The sequence below is a fragment of the Nocardia yamanashiensis genome, assembly GCF_021183565.1.
Taxonomy (GTDB): Bacteria; Actinomycetota; Actinomycetes; order Mycobacteriales; family Mycobacteriaceae; genus Nocardia; species Nocardia yamanashiensis.
Genome location: NZ_CP089226.1, coordinates 8,388,006 through 8,412,429 on the forward strand (window position 1 = coordinate 8,388,006; position 24,424 = coordinate 8,412,429).

Annotated in this window: 23 protein-coding genes and 2 pseudogenes; 15 read left to right on the forward strand and 10 right to left on the reverse strand. The window is 68.5% G+C overall.

All coding sequences use genetic code 11. The features are described 5' to 3' along the window. Positions 1-4: 4 nt before the first annotated feature. Both LTV02_RS38750 and LTV02_RS38755 read right to left on the reverse strand, forming a co-directional pair. Entirely contained in the window at positions 5-337 is a 333-nt protein-coding gene (locus LTV02_RS38750) for a GNAT family N-acetyltransferase (RefSeq protein WP_233036430.1), read from the reverse strand. After that, positions 334-1,857, reverse strand: coding sequence for an MFS transporter (locus tag LTV02_RS38755; RefSeq protein WP_233036431.1), 1,524 nt, complete (start codon positions 1,855-1,857; stop codon positions 334-336). Before LTV02_RS38755 ends, LTV02_RS38750 begins: the two co-directional genes overlap by 4 nt. 83 nt (positions 1,858-1,940) lie before the next feature. Here LTV02_RS38755 and LTV02_RS38760 point away from each other — a divergent pair, with 83 nt between their 5' ends. The 3 genes from LTV02_RS38760 (at position 1,941) to LTV02_RS38770 (ending at position 5,699) form a co-directional block, all read left to right on the forward strand. Beyond that, a complete protein-coding gene (locus LTV02_RS38760; protein ID WP_233036432.1) occupies positions 1,941-3,209 on the forward strand; it encodes a glutamate-5-semialdehyde dehydrogenase in 1,269 nt (422 codons plus the stop codon). A gap of 65 nt (positions 3,210-3,274) precedes the next feature. Continuing rightward, positions 3,275-4,159 carry an AAA family ATPase gene (locus LTV02_RS38765; RefSeq protein WP_233036433.1) on the forward strand — a complete coding sequence of 295 codons (885 nt, stop codon included), beginning with the start codon at positions 3,275-3,277 and terminating at the stop codon, positions 4,157-4,159. A gap of 4 nt (positions 4,160-4,163) precedes the next feature. Next, entirely contained in the window at positions 4,164-5,699 is a 1,536-nt protein-coding gene (locus tag LTV02_RS38770; protein ID WP_084534853.1) for a vWA domain-containing protein, read from the forward strand. 2 nt (positions 5,700-5,701) lie between these two features. Here the strand turns inward: LTV02_RS38770 and LTV02_RS38775 are convergent, their stop codons facing one another. After that, the gene (locus LTV02_RS38775; RefSeq protein ID WP_233036434.1) at positions 5,702-6,913 is read right to left on the reverse strand and encodes a cytochrome P450; all 1,212 of its coding nucleotides are present in this window, start codon (positions 6,911-6,913) and stop codon (positions 5,702-5,704) included. Positions 6,914-6,949: 36 nt separating this feature from the next. Then, on the reverse strand, positions 6,950-7,159 hold the full coding sequence (locus LTV02_RS38780) for a ferredoxin (protein ID WP_233036435.1): 210 nt from the start codon (positions 7,157-7,159) through the stop codon (positions 6,950-6,952). Between the two features lie 104 nt (positions 7,160-7,263). Between LTV02_RS38780 and LTV02_RS38785 the strand changes: the two genes are divergently transcribed. Continuing rightward, positions 7,264-7,602, forward strand: a complete 339-nt coding sequence (locus tag LTV02_RS38785) for an MmcQ/YjbR family DNA-binding protein (RefSeq protein WP_067710853.1) — start codon at positions 7,264-7,266, stop codon at positions 7,600-7,602. Positions 7,603-7,605: 3 nt separating this feature from the next. Here the strand turns inward: LTV02_RS38785 and LTV02_RS38790 are convergent, their stop codons facing one another. From LTV02_RS38790 to LTV02_RS38805, 4 genes and pseudogenes are all read right to left on the reverse strand, one after another. Then, entirely contained in the window at positions 7,606-8,856 is a 1,251-nt protein-coding gene (locus LTV02_RS38790) for a cytochrome P450 (RefSeq protein WP_233036436.1), read from the reverse strand. A gap of 971 nt (positions 8,857-9,827) precedes the next feature. Further along, positions 9,828-10,598: pseudogene (locus LTV02_RS39740) on the reverse strand (hypothetical protein); the annotation flags it as partial. A gap of 2 nt (positions 10,599-10,600) precedes the next feature. Further along, positions 10,601-11,638 (reverse strand): hypothetical protein, encoded by a 1,038-nt coding sequence (locus tag LTV02_RS38800; protein ID WP_233036439.1) that lies wholly within the window; start codon positions 11,636-11,638, stop codon positions 10,601-10,603. 8 nt (positions 11,639-11,646) lie between these two features. Then, positions 11,647-12,309: pseudogene (locus LTV02_RS38805) on the reverse strand (hypothetical protein); the annotation flags it as partial. A 238-nt stretch (positions 12,310-12,547) separates the two neighbouring features. On the opposite strand from LTV02_RS38805, the gene nadD reads away from it, so the two are divergent. From nadD to holA, 10 genes are all read left to right on the forward strand, one after another. Beyond that, a complete protein-coding gene (gene nadD, locus LTV02_RS38810) occupies positions 12,548-13,150 on the forward strand; it encodes a nicotinate-nucleotide adenylyltransferase (RefSeq protein ID WP_067710860.1) in 603 nt (200 codons plus the stop codon). 4 nt (positions 13,151-13,154) lie between these two features. Further along, positions 13,155-13,574, forward strand: coding sequence for a ribosome silencing factor (gene rsfS, locus LTV02_RS38815; RefSeq protein WP_067710862.1), 420 nt, complete (start codon positions 13,155-13,157; stop codon positions 13,572-13,574). 5 nt (positions 13,575-13,579) lie between these two features. Then, complete coding sequence (locus LTV02_RS38820; RefSeq protein WP_233041901.1) at positions 13,580-14,230, forward strand: histidine phosphatase family protein; 651 nt, start codon at positions 13,580-13,582, stop codon at positions 14,228-14,230. After that, positions 14,220-14,969, forward strand: a complete 750-nt coding sequence (octT, locus tag LTV02_RS38825) for a diglucosylglycerate octanoyltransferase (protein ID WP_157762153.1) — start codon at positions 14,220-14,222, stop codon at positions 14,967-14,969. The genes LTV02_RS38820 and octT overlap by 11 nt, the downstream gene beginning before the upstream one ends. Before the next feature lie 41 nt (positions 14,970-15,010). Further along, positions 15,011-15,853, forward strand: a complete 843-nt coding sequence (locus LTV02_RS38830) for a DegV family protein (RefSeq protein ID WP_233036449.1) — start codon at positions 15,011-15,013, stop codon at positions 15,851-15,853. A gap of 193 nt (positions 15,854-16,046) precedes the next feature. Beyond that, positions 16,047-17,099: a tryptophan--tRNA ligase gene (trpS, locus tag LTV02_RS38835; RefSeq protein WP_233036451.1), complete on the forward strand. Its 1,053-nt coding sequence runs from the start codon at positions 16,047-16,049 to the stop codon at positions 17,097-17,099. Positions 17,100-17,324: 225 nt separating this feature from the next. After that, positions 17,325-18,407 (forward strand): helix-hairpin-helix domain-containing protein, encoded by a 1,083-nt coding sequence (locus tag LTV02_RS38840; RefSeq protein ID WP_269821597.1) that lies wholly within the window; start codon positions 17,325-17,327, stop codon positions 18,405-18,407. Further along, entirely contained in the window at positions 18,404-18,640 is a 237-nt protein-coding gene (locus LTV02_RS38845) for a hypothetical protein (RefSeq protein ID WP_233036453.1), read from the forward strand. The genes LTV02_RS38840 and LTV02_RS38845 overlap by 4 nt, the downstream gene beginning before the upstream one ends. 290 nt (positions 18,641-18,930) lie before the next feature. After that, positions 18,931-20,268, forward strand: a complete 1,338-nt coding sequence (locus LTV02_RS38850; RefSeq protein WP_233036455.1) for a ComEC/Rec2 family competence protein — start codon at positions 18,931-18,933, stop codon at positions 20,266-20,268. A 78-nt stretch (positions 20,269-20,346) separates the two neighbouring features. Beyond that, complete coding sequence (gene holA, locus LTV02_RS38855) at positions 20,347-21,318, forward strand: DNA polymerase III subunit delta (RefSeq protein WP_233036457.1); 972 nt, start codon at positions 20,347-20,349, stop codon at positions 21,316-21,318. A 51-nt stretch (positions 21,319-21,369) separates the two neighbouring features. Here the strand turns inward: holA and LTV02_RS38860 are convergent, their stop codons facing one another. Then, the gene (locus LTV02_RS38860; RefSeq protein WP_233036459.1) at positions 21,370-22,119 is read right to left on the reverse strand and encodes an LGFP repeat-containing protein; all 750 of its coding nucleotides are present in this window, start codon (positions 22,117-22,119) and stop codon (positions 21,370-21,372) included. Between the two features lie 173 nt (positions 22,120-22,292). After that, positions 22,293-22,556 carry a 30S ribosomal protein S20 gene (gene rpsT, locus LTV02_RS38865; protein WP_033086444.1) on the reverse strand — a complete coding sequence of 88 codons (264 nt, stop codon included), beginning with the start codon at positions 22,554-22,556 and terminating at the stop codon, positions 22,293-22,295. A 342-nt stretch (positions 22,557-22,898) separates the two neighbouring features. On the opposite strand from rpsT, the gene LTV02_RS38870 reads away from it, so the two are divergent. Beyond that, positions 22,899-24,401, forward strand: coding sequence for a circularly permuted type 2 ATP-grasp protein (locus tag LTV02_RS38870; RefSeq protein ID WP_233041904.1), 1,503 nt, complete (start codon positions 22,899-22,901; stop codon positions 24,399-24,401). Positions 24,402-24,424 lie beyond the last annotated feature (23 nt).

The window sequence follows — 24,424 nt, forward strand, 5'->3', positions numbered from 1 at the left end:
CCGGTCAGTTCAGCGCGGCCTCGACCGTGGCGATGGCCTCCGGGGTGACCTTGTCGAGAATGTCGTCGAAGTCGTGGTGCTTCTCCACGAACGCCTTCACGAACGGACAGACGGGCACGATGCGCAGGCCCTGCTCGCGGGTGCTGTCCAGGGCGGCGCGGATGAGCGTGCTCGCCAAGCCGCGCCCGCCGAACTCCTGGCCGATCTCGGTGTGGAAGAAGATGCGTTGTTTCTCGGTGTCCACATAGTCGGTCTGCCCCGCGCGGACGCCGTCCACGCCGATTTCGTATCGGGTGGGGAGGCCGGTGGTGACCTGGGTGACGATCGGATCGGTCATGACTGCTCACTTCCGGTGCTCGGTCGATTGGATTGGCTCGCGGCCGGTTCCAGCGGAGGCGCCCCGACCGCGCAGTTGATCTTGCACTGCGGTTCTGCCGCCGCCGGGGCGGTGCGCAGGGCATCGTCGCGGACGGTGAGGAAGGCCAGCGCCGCGGCGGCCACCATCAGTACTACACAAAAAAGCAGCGCGGTGCGGAAGCCGTCCCCGAAGCGCGCCGGGTCGTTGTAGGCGTCGCCGGTCAAACCGGCCAGCGGCGGCACCGCGGCCACCGCGAGCAGACCGGCCGCGCGGGCCACCGCATTGTTGACGCCGCTGGCCACGCCCGCGTGCCGTTCCGGCGCGGAGGCCAGCACGGTCGCGGTCAGCGGGGCCACGGCCAGGGCCAGGCCCGCGCCGAAAACCAGTGCGGCGGGCAGCACATCGCGCAGGTAGGAGGTGTGCGCGCCGACCCGCGTCATGAGCAGCATGCCGCCCGCCGCCAGCAGCACGCCGATGGTGATGGGCCGGCGGGGGCCGATGCGCTGGGCGAGCGCGCCGGCCCGCGCGGAGAACAGCAGCATGAGCACCGTCACCGGCAGCAGCGCGGTGCCGGCGGCGATGGGACTGAAGCCGGACACCAATTGCAGGGTCAGCACCAGCAGGAAGAACACCACGCTCATCGCCCCGTACATGACGAAGGTGACGGCGTTGATGGAGCTGAACTGCTTGGAGGCGAACACATCCACGGGCAGCATGGCGGGCGGATCGGCGTCCGGGGCGGTGCGGCGGCGTTCCAGCACCACGAAGGCCACCGCGCACGCGACGCCGAGCGCGGCCGCGGCGATCACCAAGGGAAGATTCGCGCCCTTCTCCGGAGCCTCGGTGAGCGCGTAGGTGATTCCGGCCAGGCTCAGCGCGGCCAGCACCGCGCCGAGCACATCGAACCGGCCGTGCGATTCCTCGTCGAAGGTCTCCGGCACGTGCCGCGCGGTCACCGCCAGCACCACCGCGGCCAGCGGCAGATTCAGCAGGAACACCCAGCGCCAGCCCGCGGCGTCGACCAGCCAGCCGCCCAGAAACGGGCCGATGGCGCCCGCCACGCCGCCCAATCCGGACCAGGCGCCGACCGCCTTGGCCCGATCCTCCGGCGCGAACGAGGCCTGAATGATGGCCAGCGAGCCGGGCGTCAGCAGCGCGCCGCCGATGCCCTGCAGGGCGCGCGCCGCGATCAGCATCGAAATATCCTGCGCCACACCGCACAACGCGGACGCGATGGCGAACCACACCACGCCGATCATGAAAATGCGCCGCCGCCCGTAGCGATCCCCGAGCGAACCGCCCAGCAGGATGAACCCGGCCAGCGTCAGCGTGTAGGCGTTGACGGTCCATTGCAGACCGGCCATGGACGCCCCGAAATCCTCGGCGATGCGCGGCAGGGCCACGTTCACCACGGTGGCGTCCAGCATGGCCATACCCGAACCGAGCACGGTCGCCAGCAGTACCCAACGCCCGGAACCGGACGACACCCGGACACTCATGCGCCCCACGGTAGACCGACCGGGACAATTCGACAGGGCATCCACGCCGCCGGTGGCTTATGACCGGTCAGTAGGCTGTACCCATGACTGCTTCACCTGCCGCCGACCTGGACAACGTCCGCGAGACGGTGCACGAGGCGGCGCGCCGGGCCCGGGTGGCGTCGCGCGCGCTGGCCCGGCTCACCACCGCGCAGAAGGATCAGGCGCTGCACGCCGCCGCCGACGCGCTGCTCGCGGCCAAGGACGCGCTGCTCGCGGCCAATGCCGAGGACATTCTGCGCGCCAGTTCGGGCGGGACCGCCGAGGCTCAGCTGGACCGGCTGCGGCTGACCGAATCGCGGATCGACGGCATTGCCTCCGGGCTGCGGCAGGTCGCCGGGCTACCGGATCCGGTCGGCGATGTGGTGCGCGGTTCGACGCTGCCGAACGGTCTGGAGATCCGCCAGGTGCGGGTGCCGCTGGGTGTGGTCGGCATGGTGTACGAGGCGCGGCCGAACGTCACCGTCGACGCCTTCGGGCTGGCGCTCAAGTCGGGCAACGCGGCGCTGCTGCGCGGGTCGTCCTCGGCGGCGGCCTCCAATGCCGCACTGGTCGAGGTGCTGCGGGAAGCGCTTGCCGCGCAGGGGATCCCGGCCGACGCGGTGCAGCTGCTGCCCGCCGAGGACCGGTCCAGCGTGACGCACCTGATCCAGGCGCGCGGGCTCGTCGACGTGGTGATTCCGCGCGGCGGGGCCGGGCTGATCAATGCCGTGGTGCGCGATGCCACGGTGCCGACCATCGAGACCGGGACCGGCAACTGCCACGTGTACGTGCACAGCGCCGCCGACCTGGACATGGCCGAATCGATTCTGCTGAACGCCAAGACGCGGCGGCCGAGCGTGTGCAACACCGCCGAGACCGTGCTCATCGACGCCGCCATCGCCGACGTCGCGGTACCGCGCCTGATCAAGGCCCTGGAAGGCGCGTCGGTCACCATCCACGGCGACCTGCCGGGGCTGGTGCCCGCCACCGAGACCGACTGGGCGGACGAATATCTGTCTCTCGACATCGCGCTCAAGGTCGTCGAAGATCTGGATGCGGCCGTCGAGCACATCAATCACTGGGGCACCGGGCACACCGAGGCCATCGTGACGGGTGAGCTGAAGGCCGCACGCGAATTCACCGATCGGGTGGACGCCGCCGCGGTCATGGTCAACGCCTCCACCGCGTTCACCGACGGTGAGCAGTTCGGCTTCGGCGCGGAGATCGGCATCTCCACCCAGAAGCTGCACGCCCGCGGGCCCATGGGCCTGCCGGAACTGACCTCCACCAAGTGGATCGTGTGGGGCGACGGCCAGATTCGTCCGGTGTAAAACCGGTACCAGCAGCATGGGAACCGGGGGCAGTGCCCCCGGCCCCGGAAGAAGGGAAGCAGGTCGTGGCTCCTAGCTCCGCACCTATCCAGGAGCCGATCTTCTCGTCGGTCGACGATGTGATCGAACGTCTCGCCGGCACCGGCTACCTGGCTGACAAGGCCACCGCCACTTCGGTATTCCTGGCCGACCGGCTCGGCAAGCCGCTGCTCATCGAGGGCCCGGCCGGCGTCGGCAAGACCGAACTGTCCAAGGCCGTCGCGCAGGTGGCGGGCGCGGAACTGGTGCGCCTGCAGTGCTACGAGGGCGTGGACGAGGCGCGGGCGCTCTACGAGTGGAATCACGCCAAGCAGATCCTGCGCATCCAGGCGTCCTCGGAGAACGATTGGGCCGAAACCAAAGCCGACGTCTTCACCGAGGAATTCCTGCTGGAACGGCCGCTGCTGACCGCCATCCGGCGCAGTGAGCCGACCGTGCTGCTGATCGACGAGACCGACAAGGCCGACGTCGAGATCGAGGGCCTGCTGCTGGAGGTGCTCAGCGACTTCTCGGTCACCGTGCCGGAATTGGGGACCATCGCCGCCACCCGCAAGCCGTTCGTGGTGCTCACCTCCAATGCCACCCGCGAACTGTCCGAGGCGCTCAAGCGGCGCTGCCTGTACCTGCACATCGACTTCCCGGACGAGGAACTGGAGCGGCGCATCCTGGCCAGCCGGGTGCCCGAGCTCAAGCCCGCGGTGTCGGCGCAGCTGGTGCGGATCGTGCACGTGCTGCGCGGGATGCAGCTCAAGAAGCTGCCGTCGGTGGCGGAGACCATCGACTGGGCGCGCACGCTGCTGGCGCTGGGCGCCAAGGATCTCGACGACAAGACGGTGCAGGCGACGCTCGGCGTGGTGCTCAAGCATCAGGCCGACCATGTGCGGGCGCTGTCCGAGCTGAAGCTGGCCTGACGCCATGAGCGGCGGACCGAATATTCCGCGCGGCGGATCCGGCGGGCGGGGCGGCAGTTCGCGCGGGCTGGTCTCGGCCGCCGTGCGCGCGGTCACCGGCAGCGGTACGCCCGCCCGGCCGGGTCTGCCCAAGCCGCAGGATCCGACGGCCGAGCACGGCATTTCCGGGCATCTCGTCGGGTTCGTGGAAGCGCTTCGGGCGCGCGGCATTTCGGTCGGTCCGTCCGAAACCGTGGACGCCGCCCAGGTGCTCACCGTTCTCGATCTGATGGATCGCGAAGCCGTGCGCGAGGGTCTGGCGTGTGCGCTCGTGCGGCGCACCACCCAGCGCAAAACCTTCGACGGACTGTTCGACCTGTGGTTCCCGGCGGCGCTCGGGGAACGGGTGAGCGCCGAGGAGGTCGAGCTGCCGCGTCGCGCGGACGGCACGGTCGACATTCTCGAACTGCGCAAGATGCTGGCCGATCTGCTCGCTCAGGACCCCACCGGCGAACAGTCCCAGCAGTTGCAGGATCTGGCCGCTCAGATCGTGGAGCAGCTGGGGCAGTACCAATCCGGCAGTGGCCCTTCGTTCTCCGCCTATCAGGCCCTCAAGGACCTGCAACCCGAACTCCTGGTCAGCAAGTTGCTGGCCGGCCTGGCCCAGGGCATGGACAACTCGGACTTCGATACCGAGGTCGCCAGACGCGCCGCCCGCCAGCGCATTCAAGCCTTCCGCGGCGCCGTCGAGGCCGAGACCCGCCGCCGGGTCGCCGAACGCATCGGCCGCGAACGCGTCGCCAACTACGGCGTCGCCCGTCAAGCCGAAGACGCCGACTTCCTGCGCATCTCGCAGAACGAACTGGACGAGTTGCGCCGCAGCAGCCAGCGCCTGGCCCGAATCCTGGCCTCCCGCTTGGCCGCTCGCCGCCGCCGGTCCCGGCGCGGCGAGATCGACCTGCGCAAGACCATGCGCAAATCCATGTCCACCGGCGGCGTCCCCGTCCACCTGGTCACCCGCAAACCCCGCCCCGGCCGCCCCGATCTCGTTCTGCTGTGCGATATCTCGGGCTCGGTGGCCGGTTTCTCCAGCTTCACCATGCTCCTGGTCAACGCCCTGCGCGAACAGTTCTCCCGCGTCCGCATCTTCGCCTTCGTCGATCAGGCCGACGAAGTGACCCAGATCTTCGACTCCATCACCCCGCTGGACCAGATCACCCGCCGTATCTTCACCGAAACCAAAGTCGTAGGCATAGAAGGCCATTCCGACTACGGCTCCGCCCTCGAAGGCTTCGCCGAGAACTTCCCCGACGCCGTCACCAGCCGCACCTCCCTGCTCATCCTCGGCGACGCCCGCACCAACTACCGCGACCCCGCCCTGGCCACCCTCCAGCGCCTGGTAGCCACCGCCAAACACGCCCACTGGCTCAACCCCGAAGCCGAGAAAATGTGGGGCACCGGCGATTCCGCCGCCAACCGCTACGCCGACATCATCGAAATGCACGAATGCCGTTCGGCCAAACAGCTGACGGCCGTGGTCGGCCGCCTGCTGCCGGTGTAGCGCTACCAGGTGACCGGAAGTTCGTGGACGCCGTAGATGTTCATGTCGGACTTGAGCTTGACTTCCGTTGCGGGGATGGCGAGTTCGAGGGTGGGGAAGCGGTTCAGGAGGGCGGTGAAGCCGGCGCGCATTTCGATGCGGGCCAGCTGCTGGCCGAGGCACTGGTGGACGCCGTGGCCGAAGGCGACCAGGCCGCGGGCGCCACGCTGGACGTCCAGGGCGTCGGGGTCGGCGAAGCGGTGCGGGTCGCGGTTGGCGGCCAGTAGGGAGAGGACGACGGTGGAGCCCTTGGTGATGAGTTCGCCGGCTACTTCGATGTCCTCGGTGGCGTAGCGGTAGAAGATATCGGCGACCGAGAGGTAGCGCAGGAGTTCTTCGACGGCATCCGGGATCAGGTCGGGGTCGGCGTGCAGCAGGGCCAGCTGATCTGGATGCTCCAGCAGTGCGAAAGTGCCCAGCGACAGCATGTTCGCGGTGGTTTCGTGGCCGGCCAGGAGCAGCAGGAAGGCGATGCCGGTCAGTTCCTCGATGCTCAGGTCCTCGTCCTGGGCCAGGTCGGAGAGGATGTCCTGGGTGGGCTCGGCGCGCTTGCCGATCACCAGGCCGGCCAGGAAGGTGGTCATCGCCCCGAAGGCGGCCATCTTCTCCTCCAGTTCCTGGTCCTTGACCAGGAACTGGGCGGAATTGACCTGGAAGGTCTCGCGGTCTTCGTAAGGGACGCCGAGCAATTCGCAGATCACCAGGGACGGGACCGTGAGCGCGAACTCCTTGACCAGATCGACCGGCGGGGTCATGGCGGCCATCGCATCCAGCTGCCGTTCGGTGATCTCGGCGATGTGCTGCTGCAGCTCCTTCATGCGCTTGACGGTGAACGCGCCGGTCAGCTTGCGGCGCAGGCGGGTGTGGTCCGGCGGATCCATGGCCACGAACAGGCCGGGGATCTGCGGGGACGGTTCGGTCGCGACCGGCATGCCTGGGGTCTCGTACGGTACGTGCACGATGCCGAGATCCTGGCGGGAACTGAACCGGGTGTCGGACATGACCTGGCGGACCGCGTCATAGCCGGTCACCAGCCAGCCCTCGTGGCCGTCGGGGAAGATCAGCGGGCTGACCGGGCGGGCGGCGCGCAGGGCGGTGATCTCGCGGGGCGGGTCGAACGGGCCGGCATTGCGATCCATGGGGAGACCGTGCGGGACGGGGACGGTGGTGCTCATCGGATGGCCTTTCGGGGCTGCGGAACTGGGCGGGGGTCAGGCGGTGGGGAGCAGGCGGATCGCGCCGGACGGGCACGCCGCCACGGCCTCGCGGACCGCCGCTTCGTGCTCGGGCTCGACATCGGGACGCAGCAACAGCACACGGCCGTCCTCGTCGTCCTGATCGAAAATGCCGGGAGCGGTCCAGGCGCACATGCCGGCGCCGATGCATCGCTCCCGGTCCACTGCGATTGCGGTGCGGTTCATGGGAATACCGTCGCGGGCGGCGCTGATATCGGCCTGACACGGCCCTGACACGGGCATCCGAGCGGTATCCGGCCTGATCACGCCGCTCGAGGTAGGAAGGAACGATGGACGATCTGCTGGCCTACTGCTTGGCCAAACCCGGCGCGTGGCAGGACGAACCGTGGGAGGGAGATGTCGTCGCCAAGGTCGGCGACAAGATCTTCGCGTTCCTCGGGAGCACGGGGGAGTCCATCGGGCTCAAATGCGGGCGTGATCGCGAGGAAGCCGATGAGCTCGTGCGCGTCTACCCCGGGGACGTCACCGCCTCCGCCTATATCGGACGCTACGGATGGAACAGCGTCCGGCGCGGCGGTGCGGTGCCCGAGGACGAGGTGCGCGAGCTCATCGATCTGTCCTACGAGGCGATCGTCAGCAAACTGCCGAAATCCAAACGGCCGAGCTGAGATTCACTCGGCGGGCACGGTCCAGGTGACCGGCAGGGCATGTACGCCGTAGACGTTCATATCGGTCCGCAACCGCACCTCATCGGCGGGAACGGCCAGCCGCAGCGTCGGGAAACGGTGCAGCAGTCCGGCGAAACCGGCGCGCATCTCCACCCGGGCGAGTTGCTGACCCAGGCAGACGTGGACGCCGTGGCCGAAGGCGACCAGACCGCGCGCCTTGCGGTGCACGTCCAGGGTGTCGGGGTCGTCGAAGCGCCGGGGATCGCGATTGGCGGCCAGCAGCGAGATCACCACCGTCGAACCCTTGGGGATCAGTTCGCCGTCCAGTTCCAGATCCTCGGTGGCATAGCGGGAGAAGATGTCCGCCACGGTCAGATAGCGCAGCAGCTCCTCGATCGCATCGGGGATCAGCTCCGGATCGGCCCGCAGCGCCGCCAGCTGCTCCGGATGCTCCAGCAGTGCGAAAGTGCCCAGCGACAGCATGTTCGCGGTGGTTTCGTGGCCGGCCAGCAGCAGCAGGAAGGCGATGCCGGTCAGCTCGTCCAGGCCGAGGTCCTCGTCCCGCGCGAGGTCGGACAGGATGTCCTCGCCGGGCTCGGCTCGCTTGCGCGCGACCAGTCCGGCCAGATAGGCGGTCATCGCGCCGAACGCCGCCGTCTTGTCCTCGAGGCGCTGATCCCGCACCAGCAACTGCGCCGAATTCGCCTGGAAATTCTCGCGATCGGCGTAGGGGACGCCGAGCAGTTCGCAGATCACCAGGGACGGGACCGGGAGCGCGAACTCCTGGACCAGATCGACCGGCGGGGTGAGGGCGGCCATGGCGTCCAATTGCCGTTCGGTGATCTCGGCGATGTGGTCCTGCAGCTGCTTCATGCGCTGGATGGTGAACGCGCCGGTGAGCTTGCCCCGCAACCGATTGTGGTTCGGCGGATCCATGGACAGGAACAGGCCCGGGAACTGCGGGGCCGGAGCGGTGGCGACCGGCATCCCCGGGGTCGCGTACGGCACATGCACGATATCCAGGTCGCGACGCGAACTGAACCTGCTGTCCGACAGCACCTTTCGCACCTCGTCATAGCCGGTGACCAGCCAGCCCCGATGCCCGTCGGGAAATACCATGGGGCTGACCGGCCGGCGCTCCCGCAGCCGGGTGATCGCCAGCGGCGGGTCGAACGGACCCGCGTCGCGATCCATGGGCAAGCCGTGCGGAATATCCGCGTCCGCCGAAACTTCCTGTGCCGTGCTGTTGTTCATGGAAGTACTGTCGCCGACGGCGCGGATATCCGCCTGCTTCTTCAGCTTTCGGGACCCAGGGTGACCACGGCGCCCGGATGCGCGAGCGAGGCCACCGTGATCCGCCCGCCCTTGGCCTGATCGATCAGCTGCCCCTGCCAGGCCACCAGGCAGGAGGCGGCCTCGGAGTTGTAGGCATTGTTCAGGATCGGGGCCAGGGTGCGCGCCAGCTCACCCTCGGCGGCGATGAGCTGAGCGCGATACGGGCCGTAGTAGGGCAGAATCGCCTCCAGCACGATCGCTTCGATGCCCTGCACCTGTGCGATGAAGGGATCGAGCACCGGCTGATAGCGCGCGATGACCGGCGAGATCTCCGCCAGCACCGGCCCCGCCAATTGCAGGATCGGCTGATACACCGAGCCCAGCGCGAACGCCTCCGACGAGAACGGTCCCGCCAGCGGCGCCAACCCGATCAGCGACGCCAAACCGCCCTGCTGCTTCGGCGCGGGCCAGCCGAGCGGGCACGCGGGCTGCGTGTTCACGGACTGGGTGGCAAAGGGATTGGCGGTCAACGGCGTCGAATCCCCGGCGGCGGGCGAGGCCGCACCCGGCGACAGCGGCACCGAAGCGCTCGGCGCGCCACCGGTGCCCACCGGAACGGCCGCGCTCGGAGCCGATCCGCCCGTGTTCAACGGCACGGAGGCGGACGGGACGGACCCGCCGGTGTTCAGCGGGACGGAGGCGGCGGGAGCCGATCCGCCGGTGTTCAGCGGAACCGACGCGGCGGGAGCCGATCCACCGGTGTTCAACGGGACCGACGCGACGGGAGCTGATCCGCCGGTGTTCAGCGGAACCGACGCGCCGGGGACCGATCCACCGGAGCCCGGGGGAGCGGATGCGGCAGGCGTTGCGCCGCCGGTGGTCCCGGATCCGCCCGGGGCCGCGCCGTTGGGCTGGGCCGCTGCGGCCGGTGCGGCGTCGGCCGGTTCGTACACGCCCTCCAAATGCCACACGCCGGTGAAGCCGTTGAACGGACCACCCGCGATCGCACTGGTCCACTGGAGCGTGAAGGCACGGGTCTTCGCGTCGTAGGTGCCGGTGGCGGCGGGCCCGCGCGCGGCATCGGCGGCGGGGCGGTCGAACCAGCGCTGCGAGACCCAATCCCACACGCGCTGCACCTGTTCCGCGCCCGCCACCTGCGCGCCCTGCTTCTCCGGCGGCTTGGGCGCACCCTGGTTGAACTCCTGATCGTTCCAGGACGCCGCCCAGGACGAGAGATCGGCGGTGAGCTTGCCGTGATCGTTGACCACGGTCGGCGGCGGCACCGCCCGCTGCGTCTGCGGATCCACCGGATTGGTGGAGATGCCGAATTCGACGGCGAAGAACTTCGTCGGTTCGGTGATGGACGCCGACAGCGAATTACCCTGGGTGAAACCGGGATTCGGTTCACTCTGGTAGCCGCCGACCCGCAGCCCACCGGCTGTCCCGGGCTTGAGCAAGGTGGTGGAGCCGCCCTGCGCGGGCGAATCCCCATTGGGCATATACGGCCCGTGCTCGGGCGTACCGCCCGGCTGCACCATACGGAACCAGGTGCCGGACACGGCATCCCCGTTCACGGCGCCCGGCGTGAACCGCAGCAGTCCGGTCAATTGTTCGGGGGCGGAGGCGGTTTCACCGGACTCACCGCCACTGCAACCGGCGGCCAGCACGGTGGTCGCGGCCAGCAGTACGGCCAGCGCGGGCCGCGTCTTCGATCGGAACATGCTCATTCTTCTTCTCCCACGGAGGATTCGGCCGTGGCCGTACGGCGCGGCCGGACCCCGGCCGCTGCGGTTCCGAGCACCAGCACGCCGGGAATCAGGAACCCCCAGCCCAGGCCCCGGAAGGCGGTGAACCCGAGCGGCCGGGTGGCATCGTTCAACGCCACCACCGCATCGAAATTCTCGACATTGTCGTTCATGACGCCGACCAGCCCGGCGAAGCGCGCGGTCATGGGCTGCCAGCGCTGCTCCAGCGCGGTCACCCCGGTCAGGTCGGCCCCGGGATGCGCGCCGCGCACCGCGCCCACGTAACGGCTGTTCAGTTCCCCGTCCGCCGCCACCAGCGTCACGAAATAGCCCTGCACGCGGCGCACCTGCTCCTGGGTGAGGATCGGCCGGAACCCGTCGAGCAGCGGTTGCGCGGCCGGTGCGGCCTGGAACAGTCCGCCGGTGAACGGCAGCAGCACCAGACCCAGCCCGATGATCGCGGCGGTCGCGTGCCAGCCCAGCGCGCGCCGCCCGTGCCGGACCGAGCGCAGCCCGAACCAGCCGATCGCGATCAGCAGCAGGCCCGGCAGGGCGAGCAGCCACGGCAGTGCGCCGAAAGACGTTGTACTGGAGAGCTTCCGGTAGTTGTCGCGGTTCGCGTCGATGGCATCGACCATGCCGGAGATATCGGTGCGAATCCCCGGATAGTCGCGGACGAAGGTATCGACCCGTTCGAAACTGCCCGGCTGCTGCCCACTCTCGCGCAGCGCGAGCACATTCGCACGCGCCCCGTCGAGCACGCCCAGATCATCCCGGAACTCCGCGATACTCTGCTCGGTCGCATACGGCCGGAAGGCCTCGATCATGGCCTCGCCCTTGACCGCTCGCGGAAACATCCCGCTCACGATCGGCGCGATCACCAGCACCGCGCCCAGCACGATCAACACCACGAACGGCCAGCGCGCCGCCACCCGCGGCACGGTGCGCGGCCGTTCGATCTGCGATACGAAATCGGAGTAGGCGGGCAACTCCGAACGCGGCGACACGGTCGTCATCGCCGGTATTGCCCGGACAGATGCCACAGCCCGGTGAAGTTGTTGAACGGCCCGCCCACGATCTGGCTGGTCCACTCGATGACGAAATTGCCCGCCGCGTCGATGGTTCCGTTCACCGCGGTGGTCTTGCCCGGAAAGCCGCCGCCCGGCTTCGGCGCGCCCTGATTGAACACCTGGTTGTTCCAGGTGACCCCGAGGCTGCTCAGATCACCGCTCAACCGTCCACCCTCGGAGAACAATTGCGGCAGCGCGGTCGCGGACCCGGTCTGCGGATCGGTGGGATTGGTGGCCGTCGCGAAATCCACCCCGTAGAACCGCACCGGCGTCGTCACCCGCCCCGACTGCGCATTGCCGGCCCCGTCGAACGCCGCCCCGGGCTGCGGCTGATAGCTACCGCTGAGCAGGCCGCCGTCACTGCCCGCCGACAGCGGCGTCACCGACTGATCGCTGCACCCGGAATCGCTGTTCTGCAGGTAGGGGCCGCTCGCGTCACCGGTCGGCAGGATCATCCGGAAGAAGCTCCCGGTGACCGCGCCATTGGCACACACGCCCGGGGCGAGCGCGAACAGACCGTTGAGCGGAGCGGGTTCCGCGTGTGCGGCGGGCGCGGCCAGCACGGTCAGGCCGAAAGCGGCCGCGACGGCGGCGAACCGGTACGAATTGCGTCCCATGACGATTTACCTCGATCGAATCGGTGCTGATGAACTCCAACTTTTCGGACAGCACACACATGGCAACTCGAGTCCGGGGCAAAGTCGCTGTTTGCGGTCACGGTGAACGGAATCCGGAAAAATCAGCGAATTTCCCCCGAATGCGGACCGGCCGTCGCCCGCCGGTCCGACACGCCGCCCATCGCCCCCGGTAAGCTCGCGTTTCGTGCATACGAACGGGCGCCGCAAGCTGGGGGTGATGGGCGGTACCTTCGATCCCATCCACCATGGGCATCTGGTCGCGGCCAGCGAGGTCGCGCATCGCTTCGACCTGGACGAAGTGATCTTCGTACCGACCGGTCAGCCTTGGCAGAAGGCGGATCGCGCCGTCTCGCCCGCCGAGGACCGCTATCTCATGACGGTCATCGCCACCGCCTCCAACCCGCGCTTCTCGGTCAGCCGCGCCGACGTGGACCGCGGCAAGGAGACCTACACCGTCGACACCCTGCGTGACCTGGCCGAACTGCATCCCGACGCGGATCTGTACTTCATCACCGGTGCCGACGCATTGGCCAGCATCCTCACCTGGCAGGATTGGTCGGAACTGTTCCAGCTGGCGAAATTCGTCGGAGTGAGCCGGCCCGGGTACGAATTGAACATCGACCACCTGGCCGACCATCTCCGTGATTACCCCGCCGACGCCGTCACCATGATCGAGATACCGGCCCTGGCCATCTCCTCGAGCGAATGCCGGCGCCGCGCGGGCGAAGGCCGACCGGTCTGGTATCTCGTCCCCGACGGGGTCGTGCAATACATATCGAAGCGGCACCTCTACGTGCCGGGAAGCAACGGGAAGGTGTAGCAGGGTGAGCGCATCGGTCGAAGCTCTGGAGATGGCGAAGGTGGCCGCACTCGCGGCCGACGAGAAGCTGGCCTCCGACGTGGTCGTGCTCGACGTCTCCGAGCAGCTGGTGATCACCGACTGCTTCGTGATCGCGTCGGCGCCGAACGAGCGTCAGGTCAACGCGATCGTCGACAATGTCGAGGAGAAGCTGCGCGAGGCCGGGCACAAGCCGGTGCGTCGTGAAGGCACTCGCGAAGGCCGTTGGGCGCTGCTGGATTACGTCGAGATCGTGATCCATATCCAGCACAATGACGAACGGGACTTCTACGGCCTGGAACGGCTGTGGAAGGACTGCCCGCAGGTGCCCGTCGAAGGGCTGGGGGATCCGCGCAAGACTGCCTCTGCGGAGGCCGGAGACGATGAGGCCGGGGACGACGAGTGAGCAAGATGGCCGGCGTCCGCCGGTTGATCCTGCTGCGGCACGGGCAGACCGAATGGAACGCCTCCGACCGCATGCAAGGCCAGATCGATACCGAACTCAGTGAAATCGGGCGGCGGCAGGCCAAGGACTGCGCCCCCGATATGGCGTGCGCCGACCTGATCCACATCGTGTCCTCGGATCTCAAGCGCGCCCACGACACCGCCCGCGCGGTCGCCGAGCACGCCGCGCTCCCGGTGACCACCGATGCCCGGCTGCGCGAAACCGACCTCGGGCAGTGGGAGGGCATGGACCACCACGAGGTCGACAAGCTGTACCCGGGCGCGCGCAAAGCCTGGCGGCTCGACCCCACCTGGACCCCGCCCGGCGGCGAATCCAAGCTCGAGGTCGGCGCGCGGGCGCTGCCGGTGGTGAAGGAACTCTTCGCCGAGCGCGAGGATTGGCCCGGCCGTACCATTCTCCTGGTTGCGCACGGCGGGTTGATCGCGGCGCTGACCGCGGCACTGCTCGAACTGCCGCCCTCGAACTGGCCGGCCCTGGGTGGACTCGCCAATACCTCGTGGGTGCAGCTCACCAGCCACGGTCCGAGCTTCGAACAACCCGGCTGGCGCCTGGATGTGTGGAACGCGTTGGCGAAGGTTGCCCCTGATGTCCTCTGAGAACGCTCCCGGCGAGCGGCCGGTGCTGCTCGTCATCGCCGATTCGCTGGCCTACTTCGGCCCCAAGGGCGGGCTGCCCGCCGACCATCCCCGGATCTGGCCCAACCTGGTTGCGGCCGAACTGGATTGGGATGTGGAGCTGGTCGCGCGGATCGGGTGGACCAATCGGGACGGGTACTGGGCGCTGATCAACGATCCGCGCATCTGGGCCACGGTGCCGCGGGCCGGGGCGGTCGTATTCGCCACCGGCGGAATGGATTCGCTGCCCTCCCCGCTGCCCACCGCGCTGCGCGAGATGATCCGCTACGTGCGGCCGTCCGGGCTGCGCCGGCAGGTGCGGACCGCGTACAACTGGTTGCAGCCCAAGCTGTCCCCGCTCGGCTGGCCGGTGGCGCTGCCGCCGTCGGTGAGCGTCGACTACCTGGAGCAGGCGCGAAACGCGTTGGCGCAGTTGCGGCCCGAGCTGCCGTTCGTCGGCACGCTGCCCGCCGTGCACCAGTGCGATGCGTACGCGCGCGTGCACACCGGGCGCGACCCCATGGTGAAAGCCGTGCGGAAATGGGCCGACGAACACTCCGTGCCGCTGGTGGACATCGGGGAAGCCGTGCACGACAACGTGTTCAACGGGCCCGCCAATCCGGACGGCATCCATTGGGGCTGGGACGGGCACACCGCCGTCGCGCGCGCCATGGTGAAGGTGCTCGCCGAACTCCCGGCCCGCCAGGTCCGGACTGCATGAGGGCTGCGCCGGTCCGCGGGCCCGGAAAGGTCCGCTAGCCCATGGCCGTGGTGGTTGTCACCGACTCGTCGGCCAGTCTGCCCGCCGGACTCACCGCCGAACTCGGGGTGATCGCGGTGCCGCTGCACATTCTGGTCGACGACCGGGAACTGCGGGAAGGCATCGACACCGGGGAGATCGACTACGGGTCCTCGCAGGTCACCACGTCGGCGGCTTCGCCCGGTGACCTGCGCGAGGCGTACGAGCGGGCGCTCGAACTCAGTGGTGGGGACGGCGTTGTCGCGGTGCACATTTCGCGGCAGCTGTCCGGCACCTGGGAAGCCGGGCGGCAGGCCGTGCGCGATATGGACGCCGCCGATCGGGTGCGGCTGGTCGATTCGCTGAGCGCCGGGCTCGGCACCGGGCTGCCGGTGCTGGCGGCGGCGCGGCGGGCGCGGACCGGGGCGGAACTGGATGTGGTGTACGACGCGGCCGTCGCGGCGGCCGGGCGCGGGCGGGCGTTCATCGTGGTCAATCGGACCGAGCAGTTGCGGCGGGGCGGGCGATTGAGCACTGCCGCGGCGTTCTTCGGGACCGAACTGGTGACCAAGCCGATCCTGCAGATGGTGGACGGGCGGCTCGAACTGCGGGAGAAGGCGCGGACGCGGTCCAAGGCGTTCATCAAACTCGTTGCGGCGGCGGTGGATGCGGCCGGGGAGGACGGGGCCGCGGTGGCGGTGCAGCATCTCGGGGCGGAAGACGCGGCCAACACCATCGCGGGGCAATTGCGTGATCTGATTCCCGGGATTCGTGAGCTGATCGTGGCCGAGTTCGGGCCGACGCTGGGCGTGCATCTGGGCATGGGCGCGGTGGGCGCGCTGGTCGTGCCCGGTGGTTGCGGCTGACCAGGGTGGGACATAAGTCATGGGCGCGCTGGGTGGGGGCGCTGCTACGGTGAATGGGTGATCCGCATTCGACAGGCATGGTGGCGACTGCTCCGGTAGCCCGATCACTCATGTCCGCGGGCTGTACGCAGCCCGTGAATTCGCTTTCCGCGGAACCGGTCCCGGTGCAGCCCCTTTTTCCCAGTAGCCCACCATGACCACCATCTCCGATTCCTTCGCCGCCACCGCCGCCCGCAGCAGCGCGCTGGCCGCCGATGTCGCCGCGCAGCCCGGCCGGTACCGCATCCTCACCGGTGAAAGGCCCACCGGGGCACTGCATCTCGGCCACTACTTCGGCACTGTCGCCGAACGCGTCCGGTTGCACGACCTCGGCGTCGAAACCTTCATCATCCTCGCCGACTACCAGGTCATCACCGACCGGGACGGGCTCGGTGCGGTCCGCGAGAACGTGCACAATGCGGTGCTCGACTACTTGGCCGCCGGGATCGACCCGGCGCGCGCGACCATCTTCACGCATTCCGCCGTGCCCGCGCTCAACCAGCTCATGCTGCCGTTCCTGAGCCTGGTCACCGAGGCGGAGCTGCACCGCAATCCGACGGTGAAGGCCGAACACGCTGCGGCGGGAAGGGCTTTGAGCGCCCTGCTGCTCACCTACCCGGTGCATCAGGCCGCGGACATCCTCTTCTGCAAGAGCAACCTGGTTCCCGTCGGCAAGGACAATCTCCCGCACGTGGAACAGACCCGCGTCATCGCCCGCCGTTTCAACGAACGCTACGGACCGGTCTTCCCCGAACCGCAAGCCCTGCTCACCTCCACCCCGGAAGTCCCCGGACTGGACGGCCGCAAAATGTCCAAGAGTTACGGCAACGCCATCTCGCTCGCCATGACCGCCGACGAAACCGCGGCCCTGATCCGCCGCACCCCCACCGATTCCGAACGCCGCATCACCTTCGATCCGGCCCTCCGCCCCGGCGTCTCCGCTCTCCTCACCACCGCATCCCTCTGCACCGGAACCGAACCCGAGGTCCTGGCGGCCGAGATCGGCGACCAAGGCTCCGGCGCCCTCAAGACACTCACCACCGAAGCCGTCAACACCTACCTCGCCGCCCACCGCGCCCGCCGCACGGAACTGGCCCGCGATCCCCACCTGGTCACCGACATCCTCCGCACCGGAAACCAGCGGGCCAACGCCATCGCCGACCAAACCCTCACCGAAGTCCGCACCGCCATGGGCACCCTCTACTGACCTGCGCGAACGGCGTTTCTCCACAACCGAAACGCCATCCACAGGTTTCTCGAAACCCCAGGTCGCCCCCGCGGTCACAACTCCTCTCACCCCTACCGTCGACCCATGCCACCCGCCCGAGACCACACGCCACCCGTCCCCGAACCCACGCCACTTGCTTCCGAACCCGTGGCACCCGTCCCTGAGCTCGTGCCACCTGTCCCCGAACCTGTGCCTCCCGTCCCCGTGCCCGAGCAATCCATCCTCGAGCCCCGTTCGACCGCAACGGCTTTCACTCCCACCCCGCCACACCGAGGACGCTGGGATGACGAGTCCCTGGACCACACCGCCGACTTCGGCACAGCTGCCAACCGCAACCCCGACCCATCCCCACCCGCGTGGCTCTCCGAACCCACCGGTCCACTGTCCCTCTGGCACGAACGTCTGGTCCCTGAACGCTTCCGCGGCACCCGCTGGGATCCCGGCCCACGCGGCGTACTGGTCCTCGCCGCGGTGGCCGCCATCGTCATAGCCCTGACCGCCACTATGACGATGCGCGACCGCCCGACCGTCCACGCAGTCCCGCCGATCACCCCCGCCATGAGCACCGCCTCGGGCACGGAAGGCCCTGCCGCAGCGGACAACCCGGTCTCGCGCCCCGGCGATCCCTCGACCCCCGTGCCCGGCGATTCCTCATTCCCCGCGACGGCGGACGCCGCCGCCGGCACACCGAGATCACCCGGCTCCCGGCAATCCGGACCGGCAGCAGCTACCCCGCCCGCAGCAGCCGCCGCAGCCGGACCGGCGACCCCCGGCGGCTCACCGTCCGCCCGCACACCCCTGCCCGAAATAGTGATCAGCGTCGTCGGCGTAGTGGAACACGGCGGTCTACTGCGCTTCCCTCCCGGCGCCCGCATAGCCGACGCCCTCAAAGCCGCCACCCCCAAACCCGAAGCCGACCTCTCCGGCCTCAATCTCGCCCAACCCCTCTGCGACGGCGACCAAATAGTGATCGGCCGCACCGGTTCCCGCCCCACCGTCCAACAGGTAGGCAGCACCATCGTGAACGGCCCAGCCCCCACACCACCCTCCACTCCGCCAACCCAACCCGCCCAACCCCGCCCCTCCACCCCCACCGCAAAGGTAAACCTCAACACCGCAACCGAACCCGAACTCGACGCCCTCCCCGGCGTAGGCCCCATCACCGCCAAAGCCATCCTCGCCTGGCGAACCAAACACGGCCGCTTCACCTCCATAGACCAACTCGCCGAAATAGACGGCATAGGCCCCACCCGCCTCGCCCGCCTGAAATCCGTGGTGACGATATGACCGCCCGTCGCCTCGAACCTCATTCCCTGCAACTGGCATTGCCGTCACTGAGCCCTATCGCCGATATCCGCGCTGTCCTGGCGACGAAAGTGCCCACCGCCGCGAGTGATCACGGCCGTGTGATGGAAGAACATGGCGCACAAGCAATATCGGGTTCGCTGGAGCTGCTGAGCATACCGGCAGCGCTGAGTGCGTCGACCGCTGTGGCCGGGATCGTGGTGAGCGAGCGATGAGCGATTCGAAGGTCGACGCCTCGGCCGGCCGAAACGATAGTGACGGGCCGGAGAAGGAACGCGGCGCGCTGGATATGTCGGAGCCGCTGGATGTTCGGCTGGTTCCGGCGGCGTTGTGTTGCTGGGGCGCAACGGTTGTCGGCATTGTGCTTGGTTGGCGTGCCGGGTTGGGACTGGCAGCTGTGTGTGCGGTGGCGGCGGGAGGGTTGCTTTGGTTCGCCCGTCGCGAGGAAAGCCGTCGGAATGTTGGGTCTGAGACGGGAGCGGAGGCTTCTAAGCCGCGGCGGGGGATGGTGTTCGTGTTGCTGGCGGCCGTGGTTGTCGGGGGTGGGTATGCGGTGGCGGCGGCGTGGGATTCCTATTGGGTAGAACGACATCCGCTGCGCGAGCATGTACGCGACGGACGCGTGTTGGTCACGCTGGTGACGACCGACGACGCGAAGGCGTTGGGTGGCAAGGGGTTCGGCGGGCGGAAGGTGCTGGTTCGTGGGGAGTTGGTGGAGTTTCAGCGCGGTGGGAGGGTTGTCGAGGGTGGGGGAGCGGTGCTGGTGCTCGCGCCGGCGGCGCGGTGGCGGGAGCTCTTGCCGGGGCAGCGGGTGACGTTTCGGGGGAAGGTGGATCGGCCGTGGCGGGCGGATCTGACCGTTGCGGTTTTGCGCGCGGAGGGGGCTCCCGTCGCGGTGAATGAGCCGCCGTGGTGGCAGCGCGCCGCCGGGCGGATGCGGACCGACTTCGCGGGAGCTGCCGATGCGACGCTGTCGCCGGATGCGGCGGGGCTGTTGCCCGGCTTGGTGATTGGGGATACGTCACGATTGCCAGAACAGGTGCGGGGGAACTTCCGAGAGGTCGATTTGTCGCATTTGACCGCTGTCAGCGGGGCGAACATAACGATCTTGTTGGGCGCGGTGCTGCTTTCGATGCGGGCGCTCACCGTCGATCCGCGGATCGGGGCGGTGGTGGCGGGGGTCGCGCTGGTGATGTTCGTGGTGCTGGCGCGGCCGTCGCCGAGTGTGTTGCGAGCGGCGGTCATGGGGGCGGTCGCGTTGCTCGCGCTGTGCGTCGGCCGACGCAAGCAGGCGGTTCCCGCGTTGTGTACCGCTGTTATCGGGTTGTTGGGTTGGTCGCCTGAACTCGCGGTGGACGTCGGGTTCGCGTTGTCCGTCCTCGCGACCACCGGATTGATCGTGCTGGCTCCCGGCTGGTCGGATTGGCTTCGGGCACACGGGTGGTGGCGGGCGCCCGCCGACGCGCTCGCGGTGTCGGCGGCGGCGTTCGTTGTCACCACACCCGTGATCGTCGCGGTCACCGGCCACCTGAGTTTGGTCGGTATCGCGGTGAACGTCCTGGTCGAACCGGTCATCGCACCCATCACGGTGCTGGGTGCGGTGGGTGCGCTGCTGTCGTGCCTGTGGTCGCCGGCGGCCCAACTCGTATTGCACTGCGTCGCACCACCACTGTGGTGGCTGCTCACCGTCTCCGGCCGCGCCGCCGCCCTCGGCGCATCGGTAACGCTGCCGACCGGTTTGTGGTCCGGGATTCTCGCGACGATGGTGTGCACGCTCGTTGTCATCGGACTACACCCTCGATCCGCGCGGTCGCCCGATCACCCGGGATCTACAGCCGGATAACTCCGGCGCTGCGGTCGGGCCGGGCGTGGCGGGAGACGGGTGGCGGGAGTGTCGGCGGAGCCTCGTAGGATTCAGGGCGTGAACCAGCGACCTGCGCCCCTGCATCTTGTGCTCGGTGAAGAGGAATTGCTGATCGAGCGGGCGGTGGCGGCGGTGACGGCGCAAGCTCGGGCTGCCAGTGAGGCGCCGGAGGCTTTGCCGGTGGATCGGTTGCGGGCGGGGGATGCGAGTACTTCGGAGTTGGCAGAGTTGCTGAGTCCTTCGCTGTTCGCGGAGGACCGGGTGATCGTGCTGGAGTCCGCCGCGGAGGCGGGGAAGGACGCGGTGTCCGTTATTCAGGATGCCGCCGCGGCGCCGCCGGACGGGGTGGTGCTGATCGTGCTGCACACCGGGGGCGGTCGGGCGAAGGCGCTGGCGCCGGCCTTGCAGAAGCTGGGGGCGGTGGTGCACAACTGCGCCAAGCTCAGCAAGGGCGGGGAGCGGGTGGAGTTCGTGCGCAACGAGTTCCGGGCCGCGAACGTGAAGGTGTCCGCCGACGTGGTGCAGGCGCTGATCGAAGCGGTGGGATCGGATCTGCGGGAATTGGCCGCGGCCAGTTCGCAGTTGGCGGCCGATACCGGCGGCAAGGTCGACGTAGCGGCGGTACGGCAGTACTACTCCGGCAAGGCCGAGGTCACCGGTTTCGAGGTGGCGGATCTGGCGGTGGCGGGGGATCGCGCCGCCGCGATGGAGGCGCTGCGCTGGGCCATCGATCGCGGGGTGCCCGCGGTACTGCTCGCCGACGCGCTGGCCGACTCGGTGCACACCATCGCCCGGGTCGGATCGGCGGGACGCGGCGACCCCTTCAAGATGGCGGGCGACCTGGGCATGCCGCCGTGGAAGGTGAAGAAGGCGCAGCAGCAGGTGCGCGGCTGGACCGGCGCCACCATCGGGCAGGCCCTGCAGATCGTGGCGGCGCTCAACGGCGAGGTGAAAGGCCAGGCGGCCGACACCAATTACGCACTGGAGCATGCCCTTTCCCGCATTCTGGACCTGCGCGAAGCCGCCTGAGGCAAAACAAAACCGCGCACCGGCCGGCCGGTGCGCGGTTAGCCGCGAAACTCAGGAGTTCGGCGACCAGGTGATCTTCCCGCCCTGGAAGTCCTGCGCCTTACCGTCCTTGTAGTCGTACTCGTCGCTGGTCGGGAACCCGTAGGACCCGTTCTCCGCCCCCGCGCGCACCCACTCGTCCCGGATCGAACCCCACGTCACATGGGTGCCCGTCTTGGTGGTCGAGAAGATGGCCCCGCCCTCGAACAGCGTGTAGTAGCCGTCCGCCTTGGTGGTCTTGGCGACATCGGTGAGCGGGAACCCGAGCGGGCTGTTCTCCCAGCCCACCTTGCCGTACTTGTCCAGGATCACGCCGGTCAGAGCATGCGCGGCGGTTCCCACGGACCAGTACATCGATCCGCCCTGGAACAGCTGATACCGCCCGGGCTTGGCGGTCTGTCCTTCATCGGCCAGCGGGTACTTCAACGTCCCCGACTCGGCCCCCAGGTTCCGCCACTTGTCCCGAATGAACCCGCCCACGGCATGCGCGTCGGTGGCCGGCGTCCAGTAGATCGACTGGTTGTTGGCGAACTCCTGCTTCTTACCCCCGCCCGCGGCATCCAGCTCCGGCCCGGTCGGATCCCCGAAGAACTCCGGCCCGCCCGCCCGATCGAACTCGACCTCGATCGCCCCGCCCACTTCGAACGGCCCGACCGGCCGCGCCGAAGCGACTCCCAGCCCGGCGGTCAGCGCGAGCGCGACAGCCCCCGCAGCCACCCCGCCCCGAGCCCAAGACAAACGGTTCATACGCAGCGACGCCACTACAACTCCCAACGCAGGTGATATCCGACAGCCCCCGACTGTTCGCCAGCCATCCTGCTGCGAACCGGTTGCGGAGGCAAGTCAGCATCCGCGAAAACCACAAAAACCGCCGTGGTCATCGTGGCCACGGCGGTTGTGCGAAGCATATTGTCCGGAATGACTTCCGGGGTGAATCAGCCGAGCTTGTTGAAAGCCAGCGACAGCGCCGACTTCTTGTTGGCAGCCTGGTTGGCGTGGATGACGCCCTTCGAGGCGGCCTTGTCCAGGCTCTTGGAAGCGGACTGCATCAGCTCGAGCGCCTTGTCCTTCTCGCCCGCCGCAGCGGCCTCGCGGAACTTGCGGATCGAGGTGCGCAGCGCGGACTTCACCGACTGGTTACGCTGACGCGCCAGCTCGTTGGTGCGAATCCGCTTCATCTGGGACTTGATGTTGGCCACGCCGGTTTCCTCGTGTTCCTTCGTTTAGTGGTGTATGCGGGATGCAAAGTCTGTTCGTGCACACTACGAGAGGGGTAGCGGAGCACCGACGATCGAGGCTACCAGGCCAGGTGTCCCGGTATGAAATCGACCCCATCCGCCATCTGGCTGAAACCAGAAATTTATCCCGGTCGAAGCACGTGTTGCGGCCGCGTGATGGACCATTTTCCCATGACTCCCGCCGCTGCCGCGCGTTCGGCCGTGGCCGTCTCAGCACCGATCGGCCACGCCGCCATCGATGATGGGGCGGCCGGGGTGTTCGCGGGATATGGACCAGGCCGTTACGACCGGGCTTTCGACGAGATGTTCGATGCCGCCGGCCGGGCCCGCCCCGCCTACCGGGGCATTTTCGCCGCGCTCGCCACCATCGACGCAGCCGATCTGGCGGCGCGGGCCGAGGCGCTGGCCCGGGCCTTCGCGGATCAGGGAATCACCTTCTCACTCTCGGGCCAGGAGCGGCCGTTCCCGCTCGATCTGGTGCCGAGAGTGATAGCCGCCACCGAGTGGACCAAACTCGAGCGCGGCATCAAACAACGGGTGCGCGCCCTGGAGGCCTTCCTGGCCGACGTGTACGGCGAGCAGACCATCCTGCGCGATCAGGTGATTCCGAAACGCCTGGTCACCTCGTGCGCGCATTTCCATCGCGAGGCCGCCGGGCTGATCCCGCCGAACGGCGTCCGTATACATGTCGCCGGCATCGATCTGATCCGCGACGAGCACGGCGATTTCCGGGTGCTGGAGGACAATCTGCGTTCCCCGTCCGGGGTTTCGTATGTGATGGAGAACCGCCGCACAATGGCGCGCGTCTTCCCGGACCTGTTCGCCTCGCATCGGGTGCGCGCGGTCGGCGACTATCCGAGTCATCTGCTGAACGCGCTGCGCGCGGCCGCCGCGCCGAACGAAGCCGATCCGACCGTGGTGGTGCTCACCCCCGGCGTCTACAACTCCGCCTATTTCGAGCATTCGCTGCTGGCCCGGCAGATGGGCGTGGAACTGGTCGAGGGCCGGGACCTGTTCTGCCGCGACAATGTCGTCTATATGCGCACCACGGCGGGGGAGCGGCAGGTGGACGTCATCTATCGCCGTATCGACGACACCTTCCTCGATCCCATGCAGTTCCGCCCGGATTCCATGCTGGGCGTGGCGGGCATTCTGAACGCGGCCCGCGCGGGCACCGTGGTGCTGGCCAATGCGGTGGGCAACGGCGTCGGCGACGACAAACTCGTCTACACCTATGTGCCGGCTTTCATCGAGTACTACCTGGGCGAGAAACCCATTCTGCCCAATGTGGATTCGTACCGCTGCTGGGAGCCCGCCGAACGCGACGAGGTGCTCGACCGGATCGCGGAACTGGTGGTCAAGCCGGTGGAGGGTTCGGGCGGCTACGGCATCGTGATCGGCCCCGACGCCTCGCAGAAGGAACGGGATGCGGTGCGCCGCAAGGTGCGTGCCGATCCGCGCGGCTGGATCGCCCAGCCGGTCGTCCAATTGTCAACGGTCCCAGCGAAAATCGGCGGGGTACTGGCGCCCCGCCATGTGGATCTGCGGCCGTTCGCCGTCAATGACGGTGACGATATCTTCGTGCTCCCCGGCGGATTGACCAGGGTGGCACTGCCGGAAGGCTCACTGGTGGTGAATTCCAGTCAGGGCGGCGGCAGCAAGGACACCTGGGTGCTGGCCCCGCGCACCTCGGGCGCCGAGCGCGAACTCGCGGGCGATCAACTGGTCAGCGAAATGCACATCACCCGGGAACACGACCAGGCCCGGGAGCCCTCCGTCACCCGATCCAATCAGCAACAGCAATAACCGGAACACTTTCGACAAGCGGT